The organism is Chryseobacterium gwangjuense (genome assembly GCF_021311115.1).
In the GTDB taxonomy this organism is placed as follows: Bacteria; Bacteroidota; Bacteroidia; order Flavobacteriales; family Weeksellaceae; genus Chryseobacterium; species Chryseobacterium gwangjuense.
The window spans coordinates 137385-161478 of the sequence record NZ_JAJTNP010000007.1; the positions used below are offsets into that span (position 1 = coordinate 137385).

The window sequence follows — 24094 nt, forward strand, 5'->3', positions numbered from 1 at the left end:
TCGTGTAATTACTATACTATCATAATTCAATAAGGCTACCCCCTATTCTTCATTACGTTGTCTCATGGAGACTCCATATTCATTAAATTTAATTAATGAAATATATAAAAAATACCCCATATTTAAAAACTTGAATATTACATTATTACGAAATACCCAAATTCTTTTCGTATTTTTGCGCCAAATTTACAAAACTATATGTTAACAGTATCTAACTTATCTTTACAATTCGGGAAAAGAGTTCTTTTTGACGAGGTAAACATTATGTTTACGAAAGGAAACTGCTACGGGATTATCGGAGCAAATGGTGCAGGAAAGTCTACGTTCCTTAAAATATTAACAGGAAAACAAGACCCAACAACAGGACACGTATCTTTGGAACCTGGAAAAAGAATGTCAGTTCTTGAGCAGGATCACTTTGCTTATGATCAATTTACTGTACTTGAAGCGGTTTTGAGAGGTAATAAAAAATTATTCGAGATAAAAGAAGAGATGGATGCGCTTTATGCGAAAGAAGACTTCTCTGACGAAGACGGAATTAAGGCAGGAGAACTAGGTGTAATCTACGACGAAATGGGAGGCTGGACTGCAGAATCTGATGCACAGACAATGCTTTCAAACGTTGGTATTACAGACGATATGCATTGGCAAATGATGAGCGAACTGGAGAACAAAGACAAAGTAAAAGTTCTTTTGGCTCAGGCGCTTTTCGGAAATCCTGATGTATTGATTTTGGATGAACCTACGAATGACCTTGATATTGATACAATTTCATGGTTAGAAGACTTCTTGGCTGATTATGAAAATACAGTAATCGTTGTATCTCACGACCGTCACTTCTTGGATACGGTTTGTACGCACATCGGTGACCTTGATTATGCTAAACTTAACCTTTATACGGGTAACTACTCTTTCTGGTATCAAGCTTCTCAGTTAGCAACGAGACAAAGAGCTCAGGCTAACAAAAAAGCGGAGGAAAAGAAGAAAGAGCTTCAGGATTTCATCGCGAGATTTAGTTCAAACGTTGCAAAAGCTAAACAGGCTACTGCAAGAAAGAAAATGATCGATAAATTAAACATCGATGATATTAAACCATCTTCAAGAAGATATCCTGCAATTATTTTCGAAATGGAAAGAGAAGCAGGAGATCAGATCTTGGATGTAAAAGGTCTTGAAAAAACGAAAGACGGAGAATTGTTGTTCTCAAACATTGATTTAAATCTTAAAAAAGGAGATAAAGTTGCTGTTTTGTCTAAAAATTCATTGGCAATTACAGAGTTTTTTGAAATTTTAGCAGGAAACGTTGAAGCAGACAAAGGAACTGTTGCTTGGGGAGTTACAACAAACCAATCTCATATGCCTTTAGACAACACCAACTTCTTCCAGGAAGATTTAAGCTTGGTTGACTGGTTGAGACAATTCACAAAAAATGATGAAGAGCGTCACGAAGAATTCGTAAGAGGATTCCTAGGAAGAATGCTTTTCTCTGGTGATGAAGCGTTAAAATCTTGTAAAGTACTTTCCGGAGGTGAAAAAATGAGATGTATGTTCAGTAGAATGATGCTCCAGAAAGCTAACGTTCTTTTACTTGACGAACCTACGAACCACTTAGACCTTGAAAGTATCACTACGCTGAACAATTCATTGTCTAACTTCAAAGGAAATCTTTTATTAGCGTCTCATGACCACGAAATGCTTTCAACAGTCTGTAACAGAATCATCGAATTAACTCCAACAGGAATTATCGACAGAGAAATGACTTACGATGAGTATCTTGCAGATAAAAAAGTAAAAGAATTAAAAGAGAAAATGTACTCTTAATCTTCGACAACATTAAAATTTATATAAAGAAAAATCCTCAAATTAAATTTGAGGATTTTTTATTTTTAATTATTTGATCTATACCTATTTTGTAAGCTTAGTCGTCGGCAAAGAAACCGTTCCTGGATCTTTCCACAATCCATCTTTCTCAGCACGTTTTTTTACAGCTTCAGCTCTTTTGTTGCTATCCGGATGTGAGTTAAACATTTTTTGGAAACCTGATTGTTGTGTTCCTCCTTCAGAAAGCAAAGCCAATTTCTTAAATGCTGTATAGGCTCCTACTATATTATATTTATTTGCCTTCATAAAATCATAAGAATAGGTATCTGCTTCAGATTCCTGTTTTTTACTGTGAGAAGCATCAAGAAAAGCGTTTGCCATTTTCCCCACCTGACTTTCATTCAAAGTTGCAACTGCATTAGATGCCGAAGAAGCTGCATCCAAAGCCGCAGCTTTTAAGTAGGCCGATTTCATCGCATCTTTTGTATCCTGATTTTTTACGTGTCCAATTTCGTGACCAATTACCGCTAATAATTCATCATCCGTCATGATATCCATTAATGATGAAAATACACGTACGCTTCCGTCTGCACAAGCAAAAGCATTAATGTCTTTAACTAAATAAACCTTGTAATTAAGATTAAGACCATCCTGGCTTTTGTGTTTTCCGAAAAGCTTGTTTAATCTAACAGTGTAAGGATCTTTTGGACCTGCAACCTTGTTATTTTTATCCATCCATTCTACAGATTCTTTGGATAATTTAATAGCGTCTTCATTAGTGAAAGTTAAAGCTTTCGCTCCGTTAGATACCATGCCCGCAGCTTTTCCAAGATTGATTTTTTGAGCATTGATCGAATGCATTGCCCCGATGAACATCAGGCAGAATGTAATTTTTTTCATAATTGTTATTTTGACTTGTGGACCGCGAAGATACTTATTTCTAAGATAATTTTAAAGTTAAAATTACCCAACAAAGACCTGAAAGGGTATTTTTTATCTTAGGCTTTTAGAACTTTTTTCCTTATTTTTGTGAAATGAGTCAAAAATGGATTTACAAACCCGAACCGGATGAAGATATTGTAGACAGATTAAGTTCATCACTTGGTTTTGGAACTTTTGAATCCAAACTTCTTGTTCTTAGAGGCATAGACAATTATCAAAAGGCCCGAGAATTCTTCAAGCCTAATCTTAATGATATCCATAGTCCGTTTTTAATGGCAGATATGCAAAAAGCTGTTGAGCGTATTGCAACCGCTATTGAAAATGGTGAAAAAATATTGGTATATGGTGATTACGACGTAGATGGAACTACAGCGGTTGCACTGATGTACCTGTACCTCAGCAAAATCGTTGAAAAAAAATATTTGGATTACTACATTCCTGACAGGAATTCTGAAGGTTACGGAATTTCAACAGAAGGGATAGATTTTGCCAAAGAAAATGGTTTCTCATTAATCATTGCTCTCGATTGTGGGATCAAAGCTTTGGATATGATAAGCTATGCTAAGGATCTGAATATTGATTTTATCATTTGCGACCATCATTTACCAGGTGAAGAAATTCCCAATGCAGTTGCTGTTCTTGATCCTAAAAGAAGTGATTGCAGATATCCGTTTAAAGAACTTTCAGGTTGCGGAGTTGGGTTTAAACTTTGCCAAGGATTAAATACCATCTACAAAATTCCTGAGGCAGAGTTGTTTGAATTAACAGATTTGCTGGCAATTTCTATTGCTGCAGATATTGTTTCCATGACCGGAGAAAATCGGGTTTTAGCCAAAATGGGTCTTAAGGTCTTGCGTAAAACTAGAAATTTAGGTTTAAGATTGTTAATCCCTGAAGATAAGCTGTCTCATTTTGAAATTTCAAATATTGTTTTTGAAATTGCTCCAAAAATAAATGCAGCAGGGAGAATTTCTCACGGAAGAGCTGCTGTAGAACTTATGGTTTCTGACAATTTGAAACATGCCCATCAAATTGTAAGTGATATCATGAATCTTAATGATGAAAGAAGAGAGCTTGACATGAATTCTACTCTTTCCGCACTCAATCAGATTATAGAATCTCAACAGCAAACCAAACACAGCACCATTGTTTACCATCCTGAATGGAATAAAGGAGTGATCGGAATTGTTGCTTCCCGACTGATTGAAACGTATTATAAACCCACTTTGGTTTTTACTGACGGAAATAATGGCGAAATGGTAGCTTCTGCAAGATCTGTTTCTGACTTTGATGTACATGAAGCTTTGGATATGTGTTCTGAATTTTTCTTAAAATTCGGTGGACATCATGCTGCAGCTGGTCTCTCGATGGAGAAAGAAAAGTTTGAAGCTTTTAAAGAAAAATTTGAAAAAATAGTCTCGGAAAAGATTCAGGAACATCAAAGAGAACCTTCTATTAATATTGATACGGAAATTCAAGTTGAAGATATCAATCGTGAATTCATCAATTTCCATAGAAAGCTGGCTCCATTCGGACCACATAATATGAAACCAATCTTTTCCATGAGTAATCAGATGCTTTCCGGTTATTTGAAAACAATGGGAAAAGATAATAATCATCTTAAATTTTACATAAGACAAGAATCTACAAACAGAAATATAGAGTGTGTAGGCTTCAAACTGGGGCAATTTGCAGAAGAGTTTAAAAATAAAAGTTTCGACATTGCCTTTACTTTAGAAGAAAACCACTGGAAAGGGAATGTTACCCATTATTTGAATATTAAAGATGTAAAGTTCAGAGATAATTAATCATTCTGTTTATCATGAAAAAAGTGGGTCTTTTCTTTGGATCTTTTAATCCTATTCATATCGGTCATCTGATTCTTGCTAATTATATTTTAGAAAATTCAGATATGAACGAAGTGTGGTTTGTAGTAAGCCCTCAAAATCCTTTTAAAGATAAAAAGACATTACTGAGTGACCACAACCGGCTTGATATGGTAGAACTCGCTCTTAAAAATTATCCTAATATTAAAGCTTCAAATGTTGAATTTTCTCTTCCTAAACCAAGCTATACAATTGATACTTTAACTTATCTGAATGAAAAATATCCTAAATATTCTTTTAGCTTAATTATGGGGGAAGACAACTTAAAAGGTCTTCACAAATGGAAAAATGCTGATTATTTAATTAAGAATTATCACATTATAGTTTACCCAAGAGTTTCTGAAGATGAAGCAAAATCAACTGAATATCAACAACATGAAAACATCTCTTTGATCAAAGCTCCTATTATAGAACTTTCTGCGACAGAAATTCGCAACATGATCAAAGAAAATAAAAATGTAAGACCTATGCTTCCTCCCGAAGTTTTTGAATATCTGGACGGGAGTAGTTTTTATAAATAGATGTCTGATAAAATTATACAATGAATTTTCTCGAAAAAATTTTCACAAAATATCCTCAGGAAAGAGTTATTAAATGGTTTAGACAAGTATGTTTAGCCGAAGCAATATCCTGGTTTTTTCTATTTACAGCCATGATCTGGATTCGTTTAGATCCTACCGGTATTATTCCTATTGTTTACATTAGTACCATTGGCAGTATTCACGGGTTATTCTTTACCATTTATCTTTTATTTGTACCTTCTGTAAGAAAAATATTTACTTGGGATGACGAAGATTTCGTATTCTCTTTAATCTCAGCTTTTTTCCCGTTCGCTACGATTTGGATTGATAAGAAGCTTGCCCAATTTGACAGAGAATAAACATAAAAAAAGGACCTTTCGGTCCTTTTTATTTTATCAAAGTTATTTAATAATCACGCTTTACATGTCCTGTTGCAGTAAATGTATGAGCACCTGTTGAATCTGTATAAGTTCCATTAATAGTAAAGTCTATATACTGACCTACTGCCCCAAAGCTATTAAGTTGCAATGTAACATTATTAGGTGGATTCGCACTAAAACTACCTCCTGTAAACTCTGTAACAAAGCCCGTAGTATAAGCTCCCACAGCCGGAGGATTCATCGTAGCATTTAAACTAAAAAATGCATTGGCAGCCTGGGAACTGATATGAAGAGTATTAGGAACTGTTGTACCATTTGCCCCATAGCTGGCATTTATTCCTGAAATAAGATATTTTACAGCTTGGCTATCGATCTGATAACTTATAAATTCTGATACCGCAATACATACCGTGATATTTCCCAGATTGGTAGTCGGCGATACTCCTGTAAAATTAATTTCTCCAGTCGTCTGAAGGTTCGTAAGATCGTAACCCTGTAATACAAACTGCTGACTGCTTGAACATCCGGAAGTATTAATAGTAAAGCTTCCATTTGTAACCAATGCAGTAACGGTTTGAAAATAATTTCCTGAACTGGCGGCATACCTCAGCGTTACAAATCCATCTGTAACATTTGCTCCGGCACAGGTTTTCAAAACTCCCTGAATGGAAAATGTATTGGCATTAGGCAAGATAATATCTGGTAATGTAGTAGTAACCCCTGCTGTAAAAGGTCCAATTGTAGTGGTAGAAAGCACTGTATTACATACATCATACACTTTCATAGTAAGTGTTTCATTGGCAGGAACTATACCGGAAGCCAAACCATTATTATCCGTTAAAGCATACGTTTCATAAGTCTGATTGTTCCTTTTTAAACCAATTTTTATATTGCTTACCGCTTGTCCTGCTACATTTTTAACATTCACTTTAAGAGTACTTTGCGCAAACTGTGCATCGCAATTCCACCACGAAAAATGGGCTACATTAGCTACATAAGTATTTCCTACTTTAGTGGCCGCCCCTTCTTCATTCCACATTCCCGTATCTTCATTATATGACCATAAAGGAATCGTTGCAGGTGATCCGGCTACTTGTGCAGCATCTAAAGGAACAGTAATTTCTGCGGTATGTCCAGAAGCAATTTGCAAATTTTGTCCTGAACTTCCGGTTAGTTGCACATGTAACATTCCATAAGTTTCCATTACTCTGGAATCTCCGCTTGAATTGGTCGCCAGGAAAGATCCAGGCATTAATTCATTCAGATATGGATTCGAAGGATTCAAATGATATACAGCAACGCTTATATTTCCGCTGTATGCATTACCACTTGCATCTTTAAAACTTCCATCAAATTTAACTTTAGTTCCATTGGATAAAGTAACCGTTGCCGTTGCTCCGGAAGCAATCGTAGAGGTAACCGTTGCCGGAATCATCATAATGTTCACTCTATTATTTCCATTAGTAGGAACCAAAACACGGGAAGCATTGATATACCCTGACTTGCTTACTTTAATGTGGGCAAAGTTTTCTTTCACCTGCGCATCTTTAAAAACAAAAAAACCTTCTGAATTGGTTTGAACCATAGTGGCTCCTATCGTAACTGTTGCTCCGGAAATAGGACTTCCGTTGGTTGCCAAAACCTGCCCTTGAAAATTTCTTTGAGCAGTATTCCCAAAATTATAATTTGACTGAAGGGTTTGGGAATTCTCAGAATCCATATAATAATCACTTTTGCATGAAAATAATATAAATAATAGTAGAAATAAATGATAAATTTTTCTCATAAGTTACTAATTTTTGATTTTTACTAAATTAATCATAAAATCAATACATCTTTACTTTTCTATTTAAAATCATTAAAAATTTCTAAAATTTAACTCATTATTGTAACAAAATCTATGTTATAATTGTCTAGTAATATAGATACTCAAGATTTTAAAGAATTTATTATTAAATTTTAATAGCTGAAAATCAGAATGTTAAAATTAATTTCAAAATATTTTAAGTACTTTGTATTGCATGATACTAAATTTATTATATATCTTTGCAATGTTAAATAATAATAAATACAAGCTAATAGACAAAACCACTCTTAAAAATAAAATTATGAAAACGCCAATTCTCATCGCAGCCTTATTTTTCAGCGGATTAGCTTTCGCCCAACAGAAAAAGCAGGAAACTGAAAAGACTCAAGATATAGAAGCAGTTACTTTAAAAAAACAGATATTCAAAAAACAAAGCGATCGTTTTGTATATGATGTAGCCGCTTCGCCAGTAACCAAAGGAAATACCACGTTTGATCTTTTGAGACAAACCCCACTTTTGTCAACAACTGACGATAAAACTTTAAAAATCGCAGGAAAAAATAACGCTCTGATCTACATCAACGGAAGAAAAACCAATATGGATGCAGAATCTTTGACACAATTCTTAAAAAACACCCCTGCGGAAAACATCCAGAAAATTGAAGTCATTACCGTTCCAGGAAGTGAGTATCAGGTAGAATCTTCTGACGGAATCATCAATATCATTTTGAAAAAGAAAATGAGTGACGGTTTAAACGGTAACATGAGAATGGCAAATTCTCAAAATAAATACAACGCAAGTTCCGCAAGTTTTTCAGCCAATTACAGAAAAGATAAACTGGGAATCAATGCTAATCTGAATGGAGGTGAAAATATTCAGGCACAAGAGTATGTTCTTAGAAACGGGATTGGAGATATCCGAAATGAATCTGTAGGAAATATTGATGATCCAAATAAAAATATCGGAGGGTATTTAAACATTGATTATCAATTAAATGAAAAAAGCAACTTAGCACTGTCTTGGAATTCTTCGGCAAATAAAAGTTATAATTCAACCATTGATTTATTAAATACTTTAACACAGCCTAAAAATGGAATTATGGGAACCACTTATACCCAAACAAAAAATAAAGAGGATGCCCGTAGTTATAATAATTCTGTCAACTTAAATTATGAAGTGAAACTGGATTCTTTAGGAAGTAAGCTGAATGTAAATGCTGCTTATCTTAATTATAAAAGATTTCAGTATTCTGACAACAATACAATGGTTCCGGGTGCATTTAGTGATTTCACTCAACACAGCTTAAAAATCACTCAAAATATACCACAAATTATCAATAATTTCTCCGGAACTGTAGATTATATCAAGAAATTTAAAAAAGATTTTACTTTTTCTGCCGGTGGAAATTATAATAAGACCAAAACGGATAACGATACAAAAAATTACATTTATAACTACGACACAAATGGAAATCAACTAGCACCGAAAGAAGATTTCAACCATTTTATTTATGATGAAAATATCTACGGACTGTATGTAACATTTGAAAAGAAATTTTCTGATAAATTTTCAGGAAAAGTAGGGGCAAGATACGAGATTACCAACAGTTTGGGAACTTCAGACAATGCTTCTCCGGAGTATAGCAGAATTGAAAGAAATTACAGCAATTTTTTACCATATGCAAGTTTCAACTATGCCATTAATGATAAAAATAATATTTCCTATTCATTTTCAAGCAGAATGAGAAGACCAAGTTTTTGGGAGCTTAATCCTGTGAAAAATATCATCACACAAGATAACTACACACAGAATAACCCTTTTGTAAAAGCTTCTTCTACTTATAATCAGGAACTGACTTATATGTATAAAAACTCTTATTTCCTGATCCTGAACCATTCTTTATTTAAAGATGTAATCACTCAGGTTCCTTTGCAGAGAGAATATATGGAAAATGGGATCAAAAAAGTATCATTGGCCTACATCAGAACTAATTTTGGAACGAAGCAGGAAATGTCTGCCATGGTGGGAGTACAAAAAACATTCTTCAAACAGTATTTAATGACAAATTTTAATATCGGTGTTCAACGTAATATTAATGACGGAACGTTAAATACAGACCCAACAACAGGTCAGGTGTTTGATAATTATGTAAATAACAAAAAATCATCAAGCATTGTGATTCAATCCAATAACACTCTTCGATTGGATAAAAATAAAACATGGTTTTTAGGAGTCAATTATTTCTTCGTAGACAAGCAACAAATCGAGCTGGGAATGCTGAAAAACCTGATGAGTTTAGACGTAAGTCTTAAGAAAAACTGGAACGACTGGACGTTCGCGTTGAACCTAACGGATGTTTTAAGAACTAATATCGTAGAAATCGAAGATTATCAAGCTGATGGAAACTACAATTTTGTAAGAAACGATCAGTTCAGAAGAGGAGGAACTTTTAGTATCACTTATAATTTCGGAAACCAAAAAGTGAAAAAGGTAAGAAATATTGAAAGCGCATCAGACGAAATAAAAAACAGAACCCGATAAAACAACAATCATTCTTCATATAAATTATTTTGTACAACGACCCGTCGAGAAATTGGCGGGTTTTTTATTACATTTAAGATTATGAAAAAATATTGGTTATTCTCATTTCTCATACTTCTTCTTTTTAATTGTAAAAAAGAAAAAACTATTTATATTGGAAACAATGTTTCATTTATTGTTGAGAAGAATCTCTCTTATGGTAATAACTCTGAACAAAAATTGGATTTCTATCTTCCAATACATAAAGATTCAATAAAAGGAATTTTTGTCCTTATTCATGGTGGAGGTTGGAAAGCCGGTGACAAATCAAATCTCAATTATTTTGCTTTTTCTATGATGGAAAAGTTTCCTAATTATGCTTTTGCTAATATCAATTACAGATTAGCCAGTAATAACACTTTTATTCTTCCCAATCAAACAGATGATATTGATAGTGCTTTAGGTTTTCTGGTAAAAAAATCATTAGAAATAAAACTTAATCCTAACTTTATTTTACTTGGAAACAGTGCAGGTGCACATCTATCAATGTTGTATAGCTATAATAATCTTTTTGATAACAAGTACAGAACAAAAGTAAGAGCTATTGTCAATATTGTAGGACCAGCTGATTTACTTCATCCCGATTTCACCAATTATACTGATTATCCTTTTGTTGAAAAACATATGATTGATTTAACCAAGCCTACCCCAACAGATATTACTAATCAAGACATCCCTAATCCGGTTTTCTGGATCAATGAAAGCTCACCTCCTACTATTTCTTTTTATGGAAATCGCGATCAAGTTATTCCTTTATCACAGAAAAACATTTTAGATTCTGTTCTAAATAAGAATAAAGTTTATAATCGTTCTTATAAGTTTTCCGGTGATCATTTAGATTGGAGTAATGAGAAAAACGCTTCTTCTGTGATCAATTCAATCTATGAATTTCTAAAACAGATTGATAAAAACAAAAACGCCTTGAAATGATCAAGGCGTTTATATTCTTAATTTATTCTGACTTTACAACTTCCGTTCTCTCAGAAACTCCATTCGCATTAAAAGCTTCAATCTGGAAATAATACGAATCCGCTCTGTCTGCTCCGGTAAAGAAGTACTCGTTTTTGCCGTAAACCATGATGCTTCCGTATAATTTGTCAGGAGATTTTCCCCAATAGATAACATATCCGTCTGCATCAGAATTTTGCTGCCACTTCATCCATATACTTCTTCTTTCTCCGTATTTTTTAGGATCAGATCTTAGAGGAACAAAATTCTGGACTTTCGCAGGAACAGTTCCAGCCCCTTTTCCAAAAACCCTGAAACCACTTAATGCAAATTTTCCTGTCGGCATTTTCAGATTTTCCATTTTCAGAAATCTTGCTTTTGTCGGTTTTTCTAACTCAACATAATCGTGGGGAACGTCTTTTGTATTTTTACTTTTATCTACAATAACATTCCATTTTTTACCGTCGTTGGAACCATAGATTTTATATTGATGCATTTTACCCAGAGTTTTTCCTAAAAACTCAACATCCTGATCCGCATAATTGATCTGAATAGCATTAATGGTAGATACTTCTCCTAAGTCAGTCTGAAACCATTCTCCTGAGTTCCCTGTCTTTGCACTCCAATAGGTTTTAATATCTTCATCCACTGCATAATTCGAATGATATCCTCCCAAAGTTGATGAAACCTGAACAGGTTTGTTATAATTCAGTAGCATCCAACCAGCAAACAACCCCTTAGAAAAATCTTTGCCTTGAGCATATTGAGGAAGAAACGTCGGATAATCTCCGTAGGCGGTGTTACAATACATGACATCATCTTTATCAAATCCGGCCGGCCAGATTCCCAATCTTCTTTCAAAATTATTCTTGGTAGAAATAAAAATCGTTGAAATGTGCCACCAATTTTTGTAATTGTCTTCAAAAGTTGCGCCGTGTCCCGCTCCTCTTGCAAAACCTCCAGGTTTATACGAAAACGGATTGTGCTGTTGATATTCAAAACCTTCCAAAGGATTCTTACTCACATACACTCCATCTGAATACCCGCTAAATTCCGTTGCAGGAGCACCGTATTGCATATAATATTTATCTTTATACTTCGTCATCCATGCTCCTTCTACAAAAGGCTGAAGAAAAACATTATCATTATATTCCCCGAATCTTTCCCAACCGTGATCTTCCGGTTTCAATCTTAAGATAGGTTTTACAAATCCTTCTGATTGTAATGTTTTTACCTTTACTTCTGTTCCCAAAAGCGGCCATTCATTACTTGATCCCCAATACAGATATAATTTGTTTTTGTCTTCATCATAATGAAATGCAGGATCCCAAGCTCCCACTTTTAGAGTATCAACAGCAATTTTCCAGTCATCTTTTGTTGGATTTGTGCTTTTCCAGATCGGGAAATCCTGCTCCCAGGTAGAACCAAATACATACAAAGTATCTTTCATGGCCCAAACCGCAGGAGCATTCAGATCATGAATATATTTATTATCTCTGAGAAATTTTCTTTTTACAAACTTCCAATCGAGCATATCGTCACTATACCAATACCCTTCCTGATTGGTAGAAAAAAGAAATAGCTTATTTTTAAAATTAACAATTACCGGATCGGCTGTTGCACGGTGTTTTCCTTGTTTTGAAAAAGACTCGAAAGGCGTATATCCATAATCTATATTGATGGGATTACAGAATGTTTTTTGCTGGGCTTTTACTCCCAATAGTCCAAACAAAACCATTAATGAAAGAAAGAACTTCTGCATAGTCATACTTTTTAATTTATGAGACAAAATTAGGTAACTTTTTTGGTGTTTTTCCAAATAAAGCCATCTAATAAATAATGTGTTAATTGAGGAACTACTAACAGCGGAATTAAAAACTGAAACCAGTTTTTCGAAAGACTTAGATTCAATGAAAAATGTTCGTTCCACACTAAAACTTCCCACAAAAACTCTTCAAAAAATGCAAACGCTAAGATGATTGCAATAAATAGAAATATCCCGAAACTAGATTGAAAGATTGAAAGCGTATTAAGTTCCGTCTTTTTTTTCTGCTTAATTTCCCGGATATAAATTAATGCAATATAAGGAACTCCGTGTGAAACTACGTTTAGAAACGTAAAAAGCAGATCATTGTTAAAATACACGATCCCAAAATACCATGAAAGATAAGTTCCAGCAATTAAAGCGATTTTAGGAATATTCCATTGCCTTGTCTTAAAGATTTCAAAAGCTGTTTTTATACCCCAGATGATTAAAATAACAAAATATAAAACCGTGATTAATGGTACATAATCCGGTAAATTCTGAAGCCAGTGAAATTCATTTTCGACAAACCATGTAAAAGCTCTTGGTGTTTTAAACCAGTACAACATCGGAAAAATTGTGGCTGAATATACGGCAACCTCATCAATTCTTTTGCTTAAATTATTAGGTTCAAATCTTGCATAAATTCTCATAAAACCATACTGCTGACGGATAAAATGAAAAACTGCAATTAAAGCTAATACTGACCAGAAAACCAAACTTCCGAATTGATAGAAAAATAAACCTAAAACCCAACTCAAAATAGGAATTCCGTAATATAAAAGCCTTCTTTTATTGACCTCTTCTTTTACAAAATATGTTTTGAATAAGGTGGAATAAACGTGAGCAACATCTACAAAAACAATAAGAAAAAGCCATGTATAAAAAGAAAAATGATTTTCCAATCCCTGAACCTGTTTCTGAAAAAGTAAAATAATTCCCAAGATCAAAAAAGGAGGTAACAGAATAAACCAACCGTCTATTTTTGCATTATGTATCCAAGGTTGTTTCATAAATGAATGTTCATTATTTTAATTATAAAACGATATCATATCATTTGCTTTGCTGCCCTTAATCCCTGATAAAAAGCCTCTTCGAAAATCGAAATTCCCGAAAGATCAGAATGGGCAAAGAAAACTTTCTCATCAATCGGCTCTTTAGCTTTAAGGTTTCCAAAAATCTGATTAGGAACCGGAGCAATCATTGCATGACCTATTTTATGAAACTGCATTTCAATAATAAAATCTTCAATTAATGGGTGTGCTTTTTTCAAATCGTTCAGCACCAAAGTTTTTAACTGATCTTCTGTTAAAGTATATAGCTTTTTTCTTGCTTTTTTACAGTCACTTGTCGAAAAACTACGATAATAAGTGATTACTTTTTCCCCCATAATTTGTTCGACATTCTGATGCTGATCATAAATATATCCTAATCCGTCTGAACCAAAAATCACATTATCCCAAGCCAATTCTTCATCTCCCCCAAATTCATTTCGTAATGTAATGGTAGTTAAAAGCCAAGGAACATTATGAAAATTGCTTGTTTTTTTAGTATTGAAAATTCTTTCGTTCACAAATTGCGGTGTTGCAAACAACACTTTTTCTGCAATGATTTTCTTTGTCTTTTTTTGAGCATTATCAAAACTTAAAACCTCAACATTTTCATTAATTTTAATATCAAAAACTAAATGATTCGGTAAAAATTTCTGTTTTGTATACTTTGAAAAATGCTTTGCTAATCGAGCATTTCCTTCCGGCCACGTGAAAACCTGATCTTTGTATTTTTTGCTCCAGTTATTTTTTCTTCCTGCAAAATAATGAACTCCCGCCCAAGCCGAAACATAGTTTATTCCCAAACCATAGTCATCACGACAGGAGTAATCTAACAGCCAAAGCAATTCTTCAGATTTAAAATTTTTCTGTGTAAGCCAATCTTTAAAAACTATTTTTTCCAATTGTAAAGCCTCATCTTCCTGACTTGAATCATGAACCGGAATTGAAAACCAATATTTTCCTTCCGAATCTTTTTTATCCCGAAAATGATCCATCATTTTGAAAAAGGCATCCAATTCTTTTTTGGTTTCTGAAGAAATTCCATTTTGAGGAACGATATCATTTTGCCAAACATTTTTAAAAAACAATCTTTCCTGTTGGGGAAAAGTCATTTGATATTCATCTAAAACAGGTTCACCAGTCTCATCGTTTCCCTGATAAATTCCACATTCTTTTAAAAATTCGATAACTTCTACATTCTCCTTATTAGGTAATGGTAAATAATGTGCTCCCAAAGGAAATTTTGAAAACTTATTTTGTCCGTTTGATGAATTTCCTCCTAGATGATTTTCCATCTCCAATAGCAGGTAATTATTTTCGTTGTTTTGACTAAAAAATCGACATGCTGAAAGCCCGGAAATCCCACCACCAACGATGAGATATTTTGTATAAATTTCTTCTGAAGGTTTTGGAAAGTCTTTTGCCCAAAGTTTATGCCCGAGAATATGATTTGTTCCTGTAATCTTAAGCAGCAATGATTTTCCTTTTTTACTGCAATATTGTAAAAAAGGAAGCATGAGACTCCCTAACAACATCGTTTTCAGGAAATCTTTTCTACTGTACTTTTCCCCACTCTTCATCGAAATAGCGTACTAAAATTTGATTATCCAAACGATTGACTTCAATATCTTTGGTTCTCATATCTTTGGTGAAATAAGAAAGCTGAGAAAAATTGTAATCGTAGAATTTTAACCCCGGAATTTTTCTGTACATCTTATTATTGATAGGTTCAAAAGACCCCATTGAAAACCCCCATTCTCCAAAAGAAGGTACATATGTATGATATGCCGAAGTAAACGGAAAAATCTGATTGATGGTCTTCTCGATGCACCAAAAAGATTTTGGAGCAAAATAAGGAGAAGTTGTTTGTACCACGATTTTAGTCTCTAAAGTAGTCAATCGTTCGAGTTCTTTGTAAAACTGCAAGGAGTAGAGTTTTCCTAAGCTATAATTCGAAGGATCCGGAAAGTCAATAATGATCACGTCATATTTCTTAGTATTCTCTTTTACCCAAATATAAGCGTCTTTATTGATTACTTTCAGCTTTGGATTTGATAAAGAACTTTGATTTAGCTGACGCATCGTTTCATTATTTTTGAAAAAATTAGTCATTTCACCATCTAAATCAACAAGAGTGATATTTTTAACTTCTTTGTATTTTAAAACTTCACGAACTGCAAAACCATCACCTCCACCTAAAATCAAAATATTGTCGATCTTTTTTGCCATCGACATTGCGGGATGAACCAAAGCTTCGTGGTAACGGTATTCGTCAACGGAAGAGAACTGTAAATTGTTATTTAAATATAATCTGAATTCGCGGTTGTTTCTTGTTAAAACAATTCGTTGATAAGGGGAGCTTTTTGTATATACCACATTTTCTCCATACAACTTCTCTTCCGAAAATGATAAAATCTTGTCTGAAAAAATAAAAAGAGCAACGAGCAAAAGAAATGCTCCGATTGATTTTACTCTTAAAGAAAAAGATTTTGACAGTTCCTTTTTAAGATAGAAACATAAGAATATAGCAATCGAAATATTGATCAATCCAAAAAACAACGGTGTTTTTACAATGCCCAGATTAGGAATTAAAACCAAAGGGAATAAAATGGAAGCCAATAAAGCACCTATATAGTCGAAAGCAAAAACATTTGAAACTAAATCTTTAAACTGAACCCTGTCCTTTAAAATATTCATCAGGAGTGGAATTTCCACCCCTACCAAACATCCTGTAAAAAAAACAAAAAGATACAGAACCGCTTCAAAATGAGCTAAGGTATTAAACAGTATGAATAGGACTACAGAACTTATTCCACCAATAATTCCGACTAAAATTTCAATTTCTATGAATTTATCAATTAAATTTCCTTTAATGAATTTTGCAAAATATGATCCCACCCCCATCGAGAAAAGATAAACTCCGATGATAAAGGAAAATTGTTTTACAGAATCTCCCAAAAGATAGCTCGCCAAAGCTCCTGCCACCAATTCGTAAATCAGTCCGCAAGTTGCAATGACAAACACAGAAAACATCAATAATAACTCAAGAGGAATCCTCTTTTTATTATCCATGGATTGCTGCACTTATAATGATTGAAATTCCGATGATAAAAGCTCCGAAAACAATGGCTACTGCTGTATTTCCGTTTCGGACAATCTCCTGCCAGGTTTTTTCCGGTGTCAGCTTCTCAATGATTAAATAGCAAATAAGTAAGATTGCGATTCCTAAAAATGAATAAATCACAGAGTTTATGATTGGGAAAAAGTTTATTTGGTTCATAGTTTATATTTTTATTTGTGATAATATCTGTAATATCCTGCTCCTGAAGAATGATGTCTTCTTGTGGTTCCATCTCGGTAAGTTTCTGTTTTTTCACAATCACAGAACTGATTTCCATCGAAAGTAAGATAGGTAAAGTAACCTATAAAAAAAACTCCGATAAGACACAGAATCCAATTTTCTTTTATATAGTTAATAACATTTGCCATTGCTTATGAATAGGTGTAAGGTGAATTTGAACTGTTAAACCACTTCGATCTTTCAAAAGACCTTCTTCCGAAAAAGCATGCTACTACAAATCCGACGATAAGTGCCAAAATAATTCCGAAGTTCCAGAAAGACACAGGAAGCCATTCTGCTTTTATTTTTACAGATTTGTTATCAGCAAGAACAGCATCGGAAATTCCTAAGAAAGCATTAGCATTTAGCAAAGAATCTATGTCTGCTTTTCCCAAAGTTTGGTGAACCAGTTTTCCGAGCTCACTTACAGTATCTTGTTTTATAAGTTTTGAATCTCCAAAAGTTTGACTAGTTGTTGTTGCAGTATTGTTGTTGGTAACATTAATAATTCCATACGCATCTCTTGATAAAGTCAGTTGACCATCTGAAGATAAGAATGTTGATGGTGCAAAAGTCTGTAAGGGTTCTTGTCTTTCAGCAGAGACTAAAAAGTGATATTTTCCCGGAGCAACTCCACAGAAATTAAATTCTTCTTTTTGATTTCCTTCACTCCAGTTTTCGCCATCTTCATATCCGTGATATTGTTCAATGTCTTTTGAGGCAAAAGTAATTTCATTCGTCCTTTCATTCACTAGGCCCAATCCTACATTTGCCCAGGAATTATCAACCTCTGAAGAAACGGCTACTTTTAAAGGTGCAGAACCTCCCGATAGTTCAAAGCTTTTACTTACCAGTTCTTTATCTTTTACATCTGCAAAATTTACTTCTTGTGAAAAAATCGTTTTATTGGTTCTTGAAACAACAACGTATAATTGAACCAAGCAAACCATCAATGCTGCTACGGCCATTATATTCAACGCTTGTGTAAAATTGACATAAAACGGCTGAACAATCCCAATTCCTGAATAATTGGGTAGGTTATTAATCTTGAAAGCCCTTTTTATTTTATATTTAGAAATATGTTTTCCAGAAAAATATTGGGTATTCCCCGCCGATTTTTCTTCTGAAATCATATGGATTCCGTTTACATATTCTCTATAAGTAGCAACTCCAAAGCTTAGTTTATCTTCAAAAAAACCTGCTGCTGCATAAATTGTACATTCTGTAGTTTCGTACCTGCGGTAATTGATAGAATTGAACTCTACAAATATAGTGCTCCAAGTCTTTTTATTCGCATCTTCTCTATTAACCTCATGTAATAAGATCCAATGTCCGTCGCTCTCACTTAAAAAAGCATCTTCTCCTTTTTTGTCTTTTAAATAATATTCTCGCCAAAATGTATGTGATCCATATTTTCTGATAACAAGTCCAACAACACTATATTCTACATCATCAATAGTTCCTTTTTGTCCTATTTCCAGAACTACACTTTCAATAGGTTTTTTTACAACTTTTTCGGAAATATTTTTATCGGTATTGATAAGATTTGAACAGGATTTGCAAACATATTCCTTAATGGAAAATGTAAGCTCATGTTTATTTTCAACTTTACAGACCGGGCAAACGTAATGCATTTATCTATAAATTTTGTGTTTCTGAATGGTTTTAGCTCTAAAATATTCTACAACTTCATCGGCAATTTTTTCAACCTTTTCTGTATTATCCTGTAAGTAATTACACAGAAATATATCAAAAGTGAACTGTTTAAATTCTGGCCAAGTATGAATGCAAAGGTGAGATTCTTTAAGACAAACAGCCGAAGTAAAACTTTGATTTTCAAAAACATGATTTGTAACTCCTACAATTTCCACGTCTTTTATTGCAAGAATACTTTTGGTAAATGTTAAAAAACCCTCACTGTCTAATAACAAAGCTTCTGACTCTGTTTCCAAAGTCAGAAGAATATGTAAACCTTTACTGGTTGATGATTCCAATTGATTATTATATTTTACACAAATATAAATTATTTTTTTGGTAAGAAAACTTCGGCAAGCATACAACGTGCGCTTCCACCACCGTTTACTTCAATCGTATTTAGATCTGAGTAAATAATTTCACAATATTTTTCTATGGCAGAAACCTGGTTTTCGTGCAAAGATTTGTAAGCTGTTTCGCTCATTACTAAAAACTTTTCACCTTCTTTATTTTGAACCTGAAGCATATTTCCTGCAAATTGCTGCATTTGTGCTTCCGAAATCTCAATAATTTCTTTTCCTGAATTTTTAATCGTTTCGATTACATGGTTTCTTTCGCCTTCATCATCAATACAGTCAAGACAAATGACTACAAATTTATCGGCAACACACATCATTACATTGGTATGATAAATCGGAAGTCTCTCCTCTCCAACTGTTTGAAACGAGTGGAAAACGACTGGGGTAAAGCCATACTTTTCACAAAATTTTCTGAATAAATTTTCATCCAATCTCAAAGAAACCGATCCATAAGCAATTTTATTATCGTGATCGAAAATCATACTTCCAGTTCCTTCCAAAAAATGCCCCTGAATTTCCGGTAAAGACCAATCATCAATTTCAGTGACGTCAAAACCCTGGTTTCGGATACTTTCTATAATATCGTCTCTTCTTTCTACTCTTCGGTTTGAAGCAAACATAGGATATAGAACCACTTTTCCGTCTTTATGGAAACTTACCCAGTTATTTGGGAAAATAGAATCCGGAGTATGTGGATCCAATGTATCTTTTATCGTAATTACATTAATTCCTTTACTTCTTAACTTCCCAACAAAAGTATTGAACTCTGCTAAAGCCTTAGATTGAATGTCAGCTCCCTTCTGTTCAACCTGAAAATAATTATTCTCTGCCGTTTCTGCATTATAACCGAATGCAATCGGCTCTATCATTAATACTGTATCTGTTGTTTGCATTTTAATCTGATTTAAAGTTATCTTATGTTCTTCAACATTATTAGTCTCTCACCAACGGCATTGTAGAGCATCTCAATAAGCCTCCCATTTTAGAAATCTCTCTATATGGAATCTCTTCGACAGTCATTCCCCATTCGTTTCTAAGGTGATTATTCATTCTTGTAAATGCTTTGTCTGAAACCACAATTTCCGGTGAAATGGAGAAAATATTCGGAAACATTTCAAACATTTCTTCATCCGTTACATGGAAGCAGTTTTCTTCCCCAAAAATATCAATGATCAGACGATAATCGCTTTCATCCACGAACCCATTTTTGTAAATAATACATTTATCTTTTCCAACAGGATTAAATGTACAATCCAAATGTAAGATTCCTTCAAACGGAACTCTATCATTCTTTTTTAATTCAAGATCGATAATTCTTTTCTTCGGAAAATATTCTTTAAGAATTTCGATGGCATATTCGTTCGTTCTTGCAGTCTTATAGTTTCTGTAATCCTCGCTAAAACATGTACCTATGAAAAGGAAGTCATCCCAGACAATAACATCACCTCCTTCAATATGAGCAGTTTCAGGAAGGTTAATGATTTTTCGCCATTCTACTTTCTCATAAACTTTATTATAAGCTTCCTGTTCGTCTGCTCTGTCTGCAATTACATTTGAAATGATCATTTTATCATCAATCACAAAGGCTACATCTCTGGCAAATACCTGATTGTAATCTTTTATAATTTCCGGGCGAAGAACTTCGACATCATATTTTTTCAATACTGCTTCAAAAGCACTCATTTCATGGATAATATCTGCTTCTTTCGGATACATATTGTGCTCTATCGTATAATATGATTTAGCATCATAGCTTTCTTCCAATGTAGGAACTGCTCCCATTGAATTGGGTTGTCCCAGAACCACAGATCTCAATCGCCCTGTTTCGTTTTTTATATTTAATTTCATAAAGAATGAGAATTAAGCAAATATAATCAAACGCCTTTGAAGTGAAAAATTTTTAGTTAAACACCATGAATAGAATATTTTGAATAACTTTTGTACATTCTCAGAACCCTAATTAATTCATCTGATTTGATGAAAATTAGCAGATATAATTAACCTGAATTTCCACTATTGCACAATACAAAATCTTTTCGAAAAAATTTCAATTTCTAATGTTGTGATTGGAAAAATTTGAAGTTTCTCAGCAATAAAAAATCCCAAAGCAAAAAACTTTGGGATTTTTATTTATATGAAAAGTCAATATTATCTGTTTCCGATATTGATATAATCTCTTTGTTGAGCTCCTTGGTAAACCTGTCTTGGTCTTCCGATCGGGTCTCCTTTCAATCTCATTTCTTTCCATTGAGAAATCCATCCTGGAAGTCTTCCTAATGCAAACATTACTGTAAACATTTCTGTAGGAATTCCTAATGCTCTGTAAATAATTCCAGAATAGAAATCTACGTTTGGATATAGTTTTCTTTCTACGAAGTAATCGTCTTCAAGAGCTACTTTTTCTAATTGCATTGCAATATCAAGAGCTTTGTCCTGAATTCCTAATGCACTAAGGATATCGTCAGCAGCTTTCTTGATAATTTTCGCTCTTGGGTCGAAGTTTTTGTACACTCTGTGTCCGAATCCCATTAAACGGAAGCTATCGTTTTTATCTTTTGCTTTAGCTACCCATTTGTTAACATCTCCACCGTCTTTTTCAATCAATTCAAGCATTTCGATAACCGCTTGGTTTGCTCCACCGTGAAGTGGTCCCCAAAGTGCAGAAACCCCTGCAGAAACAGATGCAAAAAGACCTGTATGAGCAGAACCTACCATTCTTACGGTAGATGTAGAACAGTTTTGTTCGTGGTCTGCGTGAAGGATCAATAATTTATCTAAAGCACCAACTACAACAGGATCGATTTCGAATTCCTGATTTGGCATTCTGAACGCCATTTTGTAGAAGTTCTCTACGTAGTTTAAGCTATTATCTCCGTGGTTAAGTGGAAGACCTAGAGTTTTTCTGTAAGTCCAAGCACAAAGATGGGAGAATTTAGCAATCATTAATTCTGCTGCATGATCCATCTCTTCTTTTGAATTAACATTCACTGCTTTAGGATTGAAAGCCGTTAAAGCAGACGTTAAAGAAGATAAAACTCCCATTGGGTGAGCAGAACGAGGGAAAGCGTCGATGATTTTTTTCATCTCTTCTGCTACGAAGTTATATTTTTTGATATTGTTTTCGAATCCGTTGAACTGATTCTGAGTTGGCAATTCACCGTGTAATAATAAATACATTACCTCTGTGAAGTTTGATTTCTCAGCAACCTGCTCAATAGGATAACCTCTGTAGAATAATTCACCTTTATCTCCATCAAGATAAGTGATATCACTAAGTGTTGCTCCTGTATTTTTGTACCCTAAATCTAGAGTAATAAGACCTGTTTGGTCTCTTAATTTTGAAATATCTATTCCTCTGTCCCCGATCGTACTGTCTACGATTGGGTATTCATATGAATTACCCTCGTAATTCAATATTACTTTGTTGTCTGACATTATTTAATTTATTTTTTTTAAATATACTACTTATTACAAAATACGGCAAACAAAAAATTTCGCTCGCCGTTATTTATAAATTCAATTATCTTTTTACTTTAAATGCTTCTAATCCTGGGAAAATTGCAGTTTCTCCTAAAGCTTCTTCAATTCTTAATAGCTGGTTGTATTTTGCCATTCTATCTGATCTTGAAGCAGAACCAGTTTTGATTTGCCCGCAATTCATTGCTACTGCTAAATCAGCAATTGTAGAGTCTTCAGTTTCTCCAGATCTGTGAGACATTACTGATGTAAATTTGTTATGCTGAGCCATCTGTACTGCCGCCATTGTTTCAGAAAGAGAACCAATCTGGTTTACTTTTACAAGGATTGAGTTTGCAATTCCTTCTTTTACCCCTCTTGATAATCTGTCTACGTTGGTTACGAATAAATCATCACCAACAAGCTGTACTCTGTCACCGATTTTTTCAGTTAACATTTTCCATCCATCCCAGTCATTTTCCTGCATACCGTCTTCAATAGAGATGATCGGATATTTATTTACCAATTCAGCCAGGTAAGAAACCTGCTCACTGCTTGTAAACTGAGCTGCATCCGCAGTCTGGAATTTTCTGTAATCGTAAATTCCGTCTTTATAGAATTCTGAAGCAGCACAATCTAGTGCGATCATTACATCATCACCTGGTTTATACCCTGCTTTTTCAATTGCCTGAAGCAAAGTATCCAAAGCATCTTCAGTTCCTGTAAATGTAGGAGCAAAACCACCTTCATCACCTACAGCAGTAGACAAACCTCTTGAATGAAGAATAGACTTAAGATTATGGAAGATCTCAGTTCCTTTTCTCAATGCATGAGAGAAAGAATCTGCTTTTACCGGCATTACCATAAATTCCTGGAAAGCAATCGGAGCATCTGAGTGAGAACCACCATTGATTACGTTCATCATCGGAACCGGAAGTGTATTTGCATTTACTCCTCCTACATATTTATATAACGGCAATCTTAGTTCAGTTGCAGCAGCTTTTGCAGCAGCCAAAGAAACTCCTAAAATTGCATTAGCACCTAAATTTCCTTTATTTTTAGTTCCGTCAAGATCAATCATAATCTGATCGATAAGATTTTGATCAAAAACCGGAAGACCTACCAATTCAGGAGCAATTACTTCTCTTACATTTTCTACAGCTTTAGAAACACCTTTCCCCATCCATTCTGAACCACCATCACGCAATTCAACTGCTTCATGTTCTCCGGTAGATGCTCCAGAAGGTACCGCAGCACGACCCATCGCACCACTTTCTGTAAATACATCCACTTCAACTGTAGGATTTCCTCTTGAATCCAAAATTTGTCTCGCTTCTATGTAAGAAATGTAACTCATTTTTTATTGTTTTATAGTTCGGACAAATTTAATCAATTTTTAACTTTTGAGGGCAATAGAGAGGCAATTTATCTATTTTATTCGCAGTTAAATTTTAGTTAATTTTAAGACTCTCATAATTCTTAGTTTGAGATCATAAAAAAAC

The 24094-nt window shown here is 34.1% G+C and carries 20 protein-coding genes; 6 read left to right on the forward strand and 14 right to left on the reverse strand.

Features of this window, described 5'->3' with window-relative positions; all coding sequences use genetic code 11:
* Nucleotides 1-198 precede the first annotated feature (198 nt).
* Nucleotides 199-1821, forward strand: a complete 1623-nt coding sequence (locus tag LV842_RS14720) for an ABC-F family ATP-binding cassette domain-containing protein (protein ID WP_233112203.1) — start codon at nt 199-201, stop codon at nt 1819-1821.
* An 84-nt stretch (nt 1822-1905) separates the two neighbouring features.
* On the opposite strand, the gene LV842_RS14725 is transcribed toward LV842_RS14720, so the two are convergent.
* Nucleotides 1906-2721, reverse strand: a complete 816-nt coding sequence (locus tag LV842_RS14725) for a M48 family metallopeptidase (protein WP_233112204.1) — start codon at nt 2719-2721, stop codon at nt 1906-1908.
* A gap of 134 nt (nt 2722-2855) precedes the next feature.
* On the opposite strand from LV842_RS14725, the gene recJ reads away from it, so the two are divergent.
* From recJ to LV842_RS14740, 3 genes are read left to right on the forward strand one after another with little or no spacing between them, the layout of a single operon-like run.
* Entirely contained in the window at nt 2856-4571 is a 1716-nt protein-coding gene (gene recJ / locus LV842_RS14730) for a single-stranded-DNA-specific exonuclease RecJ (RefSeq protein WP_233112205.1), read from the forward strand.
* A 14-nt stretch (nt 4572-4585) separates the two neighbouring features.
* Complete coding sequence (gene nadD, locus LV842_RS14735; protein ID WP_233112206.1) at nt 4586-5170, forward strand: nicotinate (nicotinamide) nucleotide adenylyltransferase; 585 nt, start codon at nt 4586-4588, stop codon at nt 5168-5170.
* Between the two features lie 20 nt (nt 5171-5190).
* Nucleotides 5191-5529 carry a DUF3817 domain-containing protein gene (locus tag LV842_RS14740; protein WP_233112207.1) on the forward strand — a complete coding sequence of 113 codons (339 nt, stop codon included), beginning with the start codon at nt 5191-5193 and terminating at the stop codon, nt 5527-5529.
* Between the two features lie 46 nt (nt 5530-5575).
* Here the strand turns inward: LV842_RS14740 and LV842_RS14745 are convergent, their stop codons facing one another.
* Nucleotides 5576-7270, reverse strand: coding sequence for a carboxypeptidase-like regulatory domain-containing protein (locus LV842_RS14745; protein ID WP_233112208.1), 1695 nt, complete (start codon nt 7268-7270; stop codon nt 5576-5578).
* 388 nt (nt 7271-7658) lie between these two features.
* Between LV842_RS14745 and LV842_RS14750 the strand changes: the two genes are divergently transcribed.
* Both LV842_RS14750 and LV842_RS14755 read left to right on the forward strand, forming a co-directional pair.
* A complete protein-coding gene (locus LV842_RS14750; RefSeq protein ID WP_233112209.1) occupies nt 7659-9899 on the forward strand; it encodes a TonB-dependent receptor domain-containing protein in 2241 nt (746 codons plus the stop codon).
* Between the two features lie 81 nt (nt 9900-9980).
* On the forward strand, nt 9981-10868 hold the full coding sequence (locus LV842_RS14755; RefSeq protein WP_233112210.1) for an alpha/beta hydrolase: 888 nt from the start codon (nt 9981-9983) through the stop codon (nt 10866-10868).
* A 22-nt stretch (nt 10869-10890) separates the two neighbouring features.
* Here LV842_RS14755 and LV842_RS14760 read toward each other — a convergent pair whose 3' ends face one another.
* The 12 genes from LV842_RS14760 to eno form a co-directional block, all read right to left on the reverse strand.
* The gene (locus LV842_RS14760; protein ID WP_233112211.1) at nt 10891-12648 is read right to left on the reverse strand and encodes a discoidin domain-containing protein; all 1758 of its coding nucleotides are present in this window, start codon (nt 12646-12648) and stop codon (nt 10891-10893) included.
* Between the two features lie 29 nt (nt 12649-12677).
* Nucleotides 12678-13703, reverse strand: coding sequence for a hypothetical protein (locus tag LV842_RS14765; RefSeq protein ID WP_233112212.1), 1026 nt, complete (start codon nt 13701-13703; stop codon nt 12678-12680).
* A gap of 35 nt (nt 13704-13738) precedes the next feature.
* A complete protein-coding gene (locus LV842_RS14770) occupies nt 13739-15322 on the reverse strand; it encodes an NAD(P)-binding protein (RefSeq protein ID WP_233112213.1) in 1584 nt (527 codons plus the stop codon).
* On the reverse strand, nt 15297-16814 hold the full coding sequence (locus LV842_RS14775; protein ID WP_233112214.1) for a polyamine aminopropyltransferase: 1518 nt from the start codon (nt 16812-16814) through the stop codon (nt 15297-15299). Before LV842_RS14775 ends, LV842_RS14770 begins: the two co-directional genes overlap by 26 nt.
* Nucleotides 16807-17022: a DUF350 domain-containing protein gene (locus tag LV842_RS14780; protein ID WP_233112215.1), complete on the reverse strand. Its 216-nt coding sequence runs from the start codon at nt 17020-17022 to the stop codon at nt 16807-16809. The genes LV842_RS14775 and LV842_RS14780 overlap by 8 nt, the downstream gene beginning before the upstream one ends.
* A gap of 11 nt (nt 17023-17033) precedes the next feature.
* On the reverse strand, nt 17034-17231 hold the full coding sequence (locus tag LV842_RS14785) for a hypothetical protein (protein ID WP_233112216.1): 198 nt from the start codon (nt 17229-17231) through the stop codon (nt 17034-17036).
* Nucleotides 17232-17234: 3 nt separating this feature from the next.
* A complete protein-coding gene (locus LV842_RS14790; protein ID WP_233112217.1) occupies nt 17235-18716 on the reverse strand; it encodes a DUF4178 domain-containing protein in 1482 nt (493 codons plus the stop codon).
* On the reverse strand, nt 18717-19076 hold the full coding sequence (locus tag LV842_RS14795; protein ID WP_233112218.1) for an S-adenosylmethionine decarboxylase family protein: 360 nt from the start codon (nt 19074-19076) through the stop codon (nt 18717-18719). It abuts the gene before it with no gap.
* 29 nt (nt 19077-19105) lie between these two features.
* Nucleotides 19106-20029, reverse strand: a complete 924-nt coding sequence (ctlX, locus tag LV842_RS14800) for a citrulline utilization hydrolase CtlX (protein WP_233112219.1) — start codon at nt 20027-20029, stop codon at nt 19106-19108.
* A 40-nt stretch (nt 20030-20069) separates the two neighbouring features.
* Entirely contained in the window at nt 20070-20984 is a 915-nt protein-coding gene (locus LV842_RS14805; protein ID WP_233112220.1) for a dimethylarginine dimethylaminohydrolase family protein, read from the reverse strand.
* A 300-nt stretch (nt 20985-21284) separates the two neighbouring features.
* A complete protein-coding gene (locus LV842_RS14810; RefSeq protein ID WP_233112221.1) occupies nt 21285-22571 on the reverse strand; it encodes a citrate synthase in 1287 nt (428 codons plus the stop codon).
* 85 nt (nt 22572-22656) lie between these two features.
* The gene (gene eno / locus LV842_RS14815) at nt 22657-23949 is read right to left on the reverse strand and encodes a phosphopyruvate hydratase (protein WP_233112222.1); all 1293 of its coding nucleotides are present in this window, start codon (nt 23947-23949) and stop codon (nt 22657-22659) included.
* Nucleotides 23950-24094 lie beyond the last annotated feature (145 nt).

Excerpts from the sequence above, each read along its gene's own strand:
- LV842_RS14720 (WP_233112203.1), top strand. The coding sequence starts at position 199 with ATGTTAACAGTATCTAACTTATCTTTACAATTCGGGAAAAGAGTTCTT.
- LV842_RS14725 (WP_233112204.1), bottom strand. The coding sequence starts at position 2,721 with ATGAAAAAAATTACATTCTGCCTGATGTTCATCGGGGCAATGCATTCG.
- recJ (WP_233112205.1), top strand. The coding sequence starts at position 2,856 with ATGAGTCAAAAATGGATTTACAAACCCGAACCGGATGAAGATATTGTA.
- nadD (WP_233112206.1), top strand. The coding sequence starts at position 4,586 with ATGAAAAAAGTGGGTCTTTTCTTTGGATCTTTTAATCCTATTCATATC.
- LV842_RS14740 (WP_233112207.1), top strand. The coding sequence starts at position 5,191 with ATGAATTTTCTCGAAAAAATTTTCACAAAATATCCTCAGGAAAGAGTT.
- LV842_RS14745 (WP_233112208.1), bottom strand. The coding sequence starts at position 7,270 with ATGGATTCTGAGAATTCCCAAACCCTTCAGTCAAATTATAATTTTGGG.
- LV842_RS14750 (WP_233112209.1), top strand. The coding sequence starts at position 7,659 with ATGAAAACGCCAATTCTCATCGCAGCCTTATTTTTCAGCGGATTAGCT.
- LV842_RS14755 (WP_233112210.1), top strand. The coding sequence starts at position 9,981 with ATGAAAAAATATTGGTTATTCTCATTTCTCATACTTCTTCTTTTTAAT.
- LV842_RS14760 (WP_233112211.1), bottom strand. The coding sequence starts at position 12,648 with ATGCAGAAGTTCTTTCTTTCATTAATGGTTTTGTTTGGACTATTGGGA.
- LV842_RS14765 (WP_233112212.1), bottom strand. The coding sequence starts at position 13,703 with ATGAAACAACCTTGGATACATAATGCAAAAATAGACGGTTGGTTTATT.
- LV842_RS14770 (WP_233112213.1), bottom strand. The coding sequence starts at position 15,322 with ATGAAGAGTGGGGAAAAGTACAGTAGAAAAGATTTCCTGAAAACGATG.
- LV842_RS14775 (WP_233112214.1), bottom strand. The coding sequence starts at position 16,814 with ATGGATAATAAAAAGAGGATTCCTCTTGAGTTATTATTGATGTTTTCT.
- LV842_RS14780 (WP_233112215.1), bottom strand. The coding sequence starts at position 17,022 with ATGAACCAAATAAACTTTTTCCCAATCATAAACTCTGTGATTTATTCA.
- LV842_RS14785 (WP_233112216.1), bottom strand. The coding sequence starts at position 17,231 with ATGGCAAATGTTATTAACTATATAAAAGAAAATTGGATTCTGTGTCTT.
- LV842_RS14790 (WP_233112217.1), bottom strand. The coding sequence starts at position 18,716 with ATGCATTACGTTTGCCCGGTCTGTAAAGTTGAAAATAAACATGAGCTT.
- ctlX (WP_233112219.1), bottom strand. The coding sequence starts at position 20,029 with ATGCAAACAACAGATACAGTATTAATGATAGAGCCGATTGCATTCGGT.
- LV842_RS14805 (WP_233112220.1), bottom strand. The coding sequence starts at position 20,984 with ATGAAATTAAATATAAAAAACGAAACAGGGCGATTGAGATCTGTGGTT.
- LV842_RS14810 (WP_233112221.1), bottom strand. The coding sequence starts at position 22,571 with ATGTCAGACAACAAAGTAATATTGAATTACGAGGGTAATTCATATGAA.
- eno (WP_233112222.1), bottom strand. The coding sequence starts at position 23,949 with ATGAGTTACATTTCTTACATAGAAGCGAGACAAATTTTGGATTCAAGA.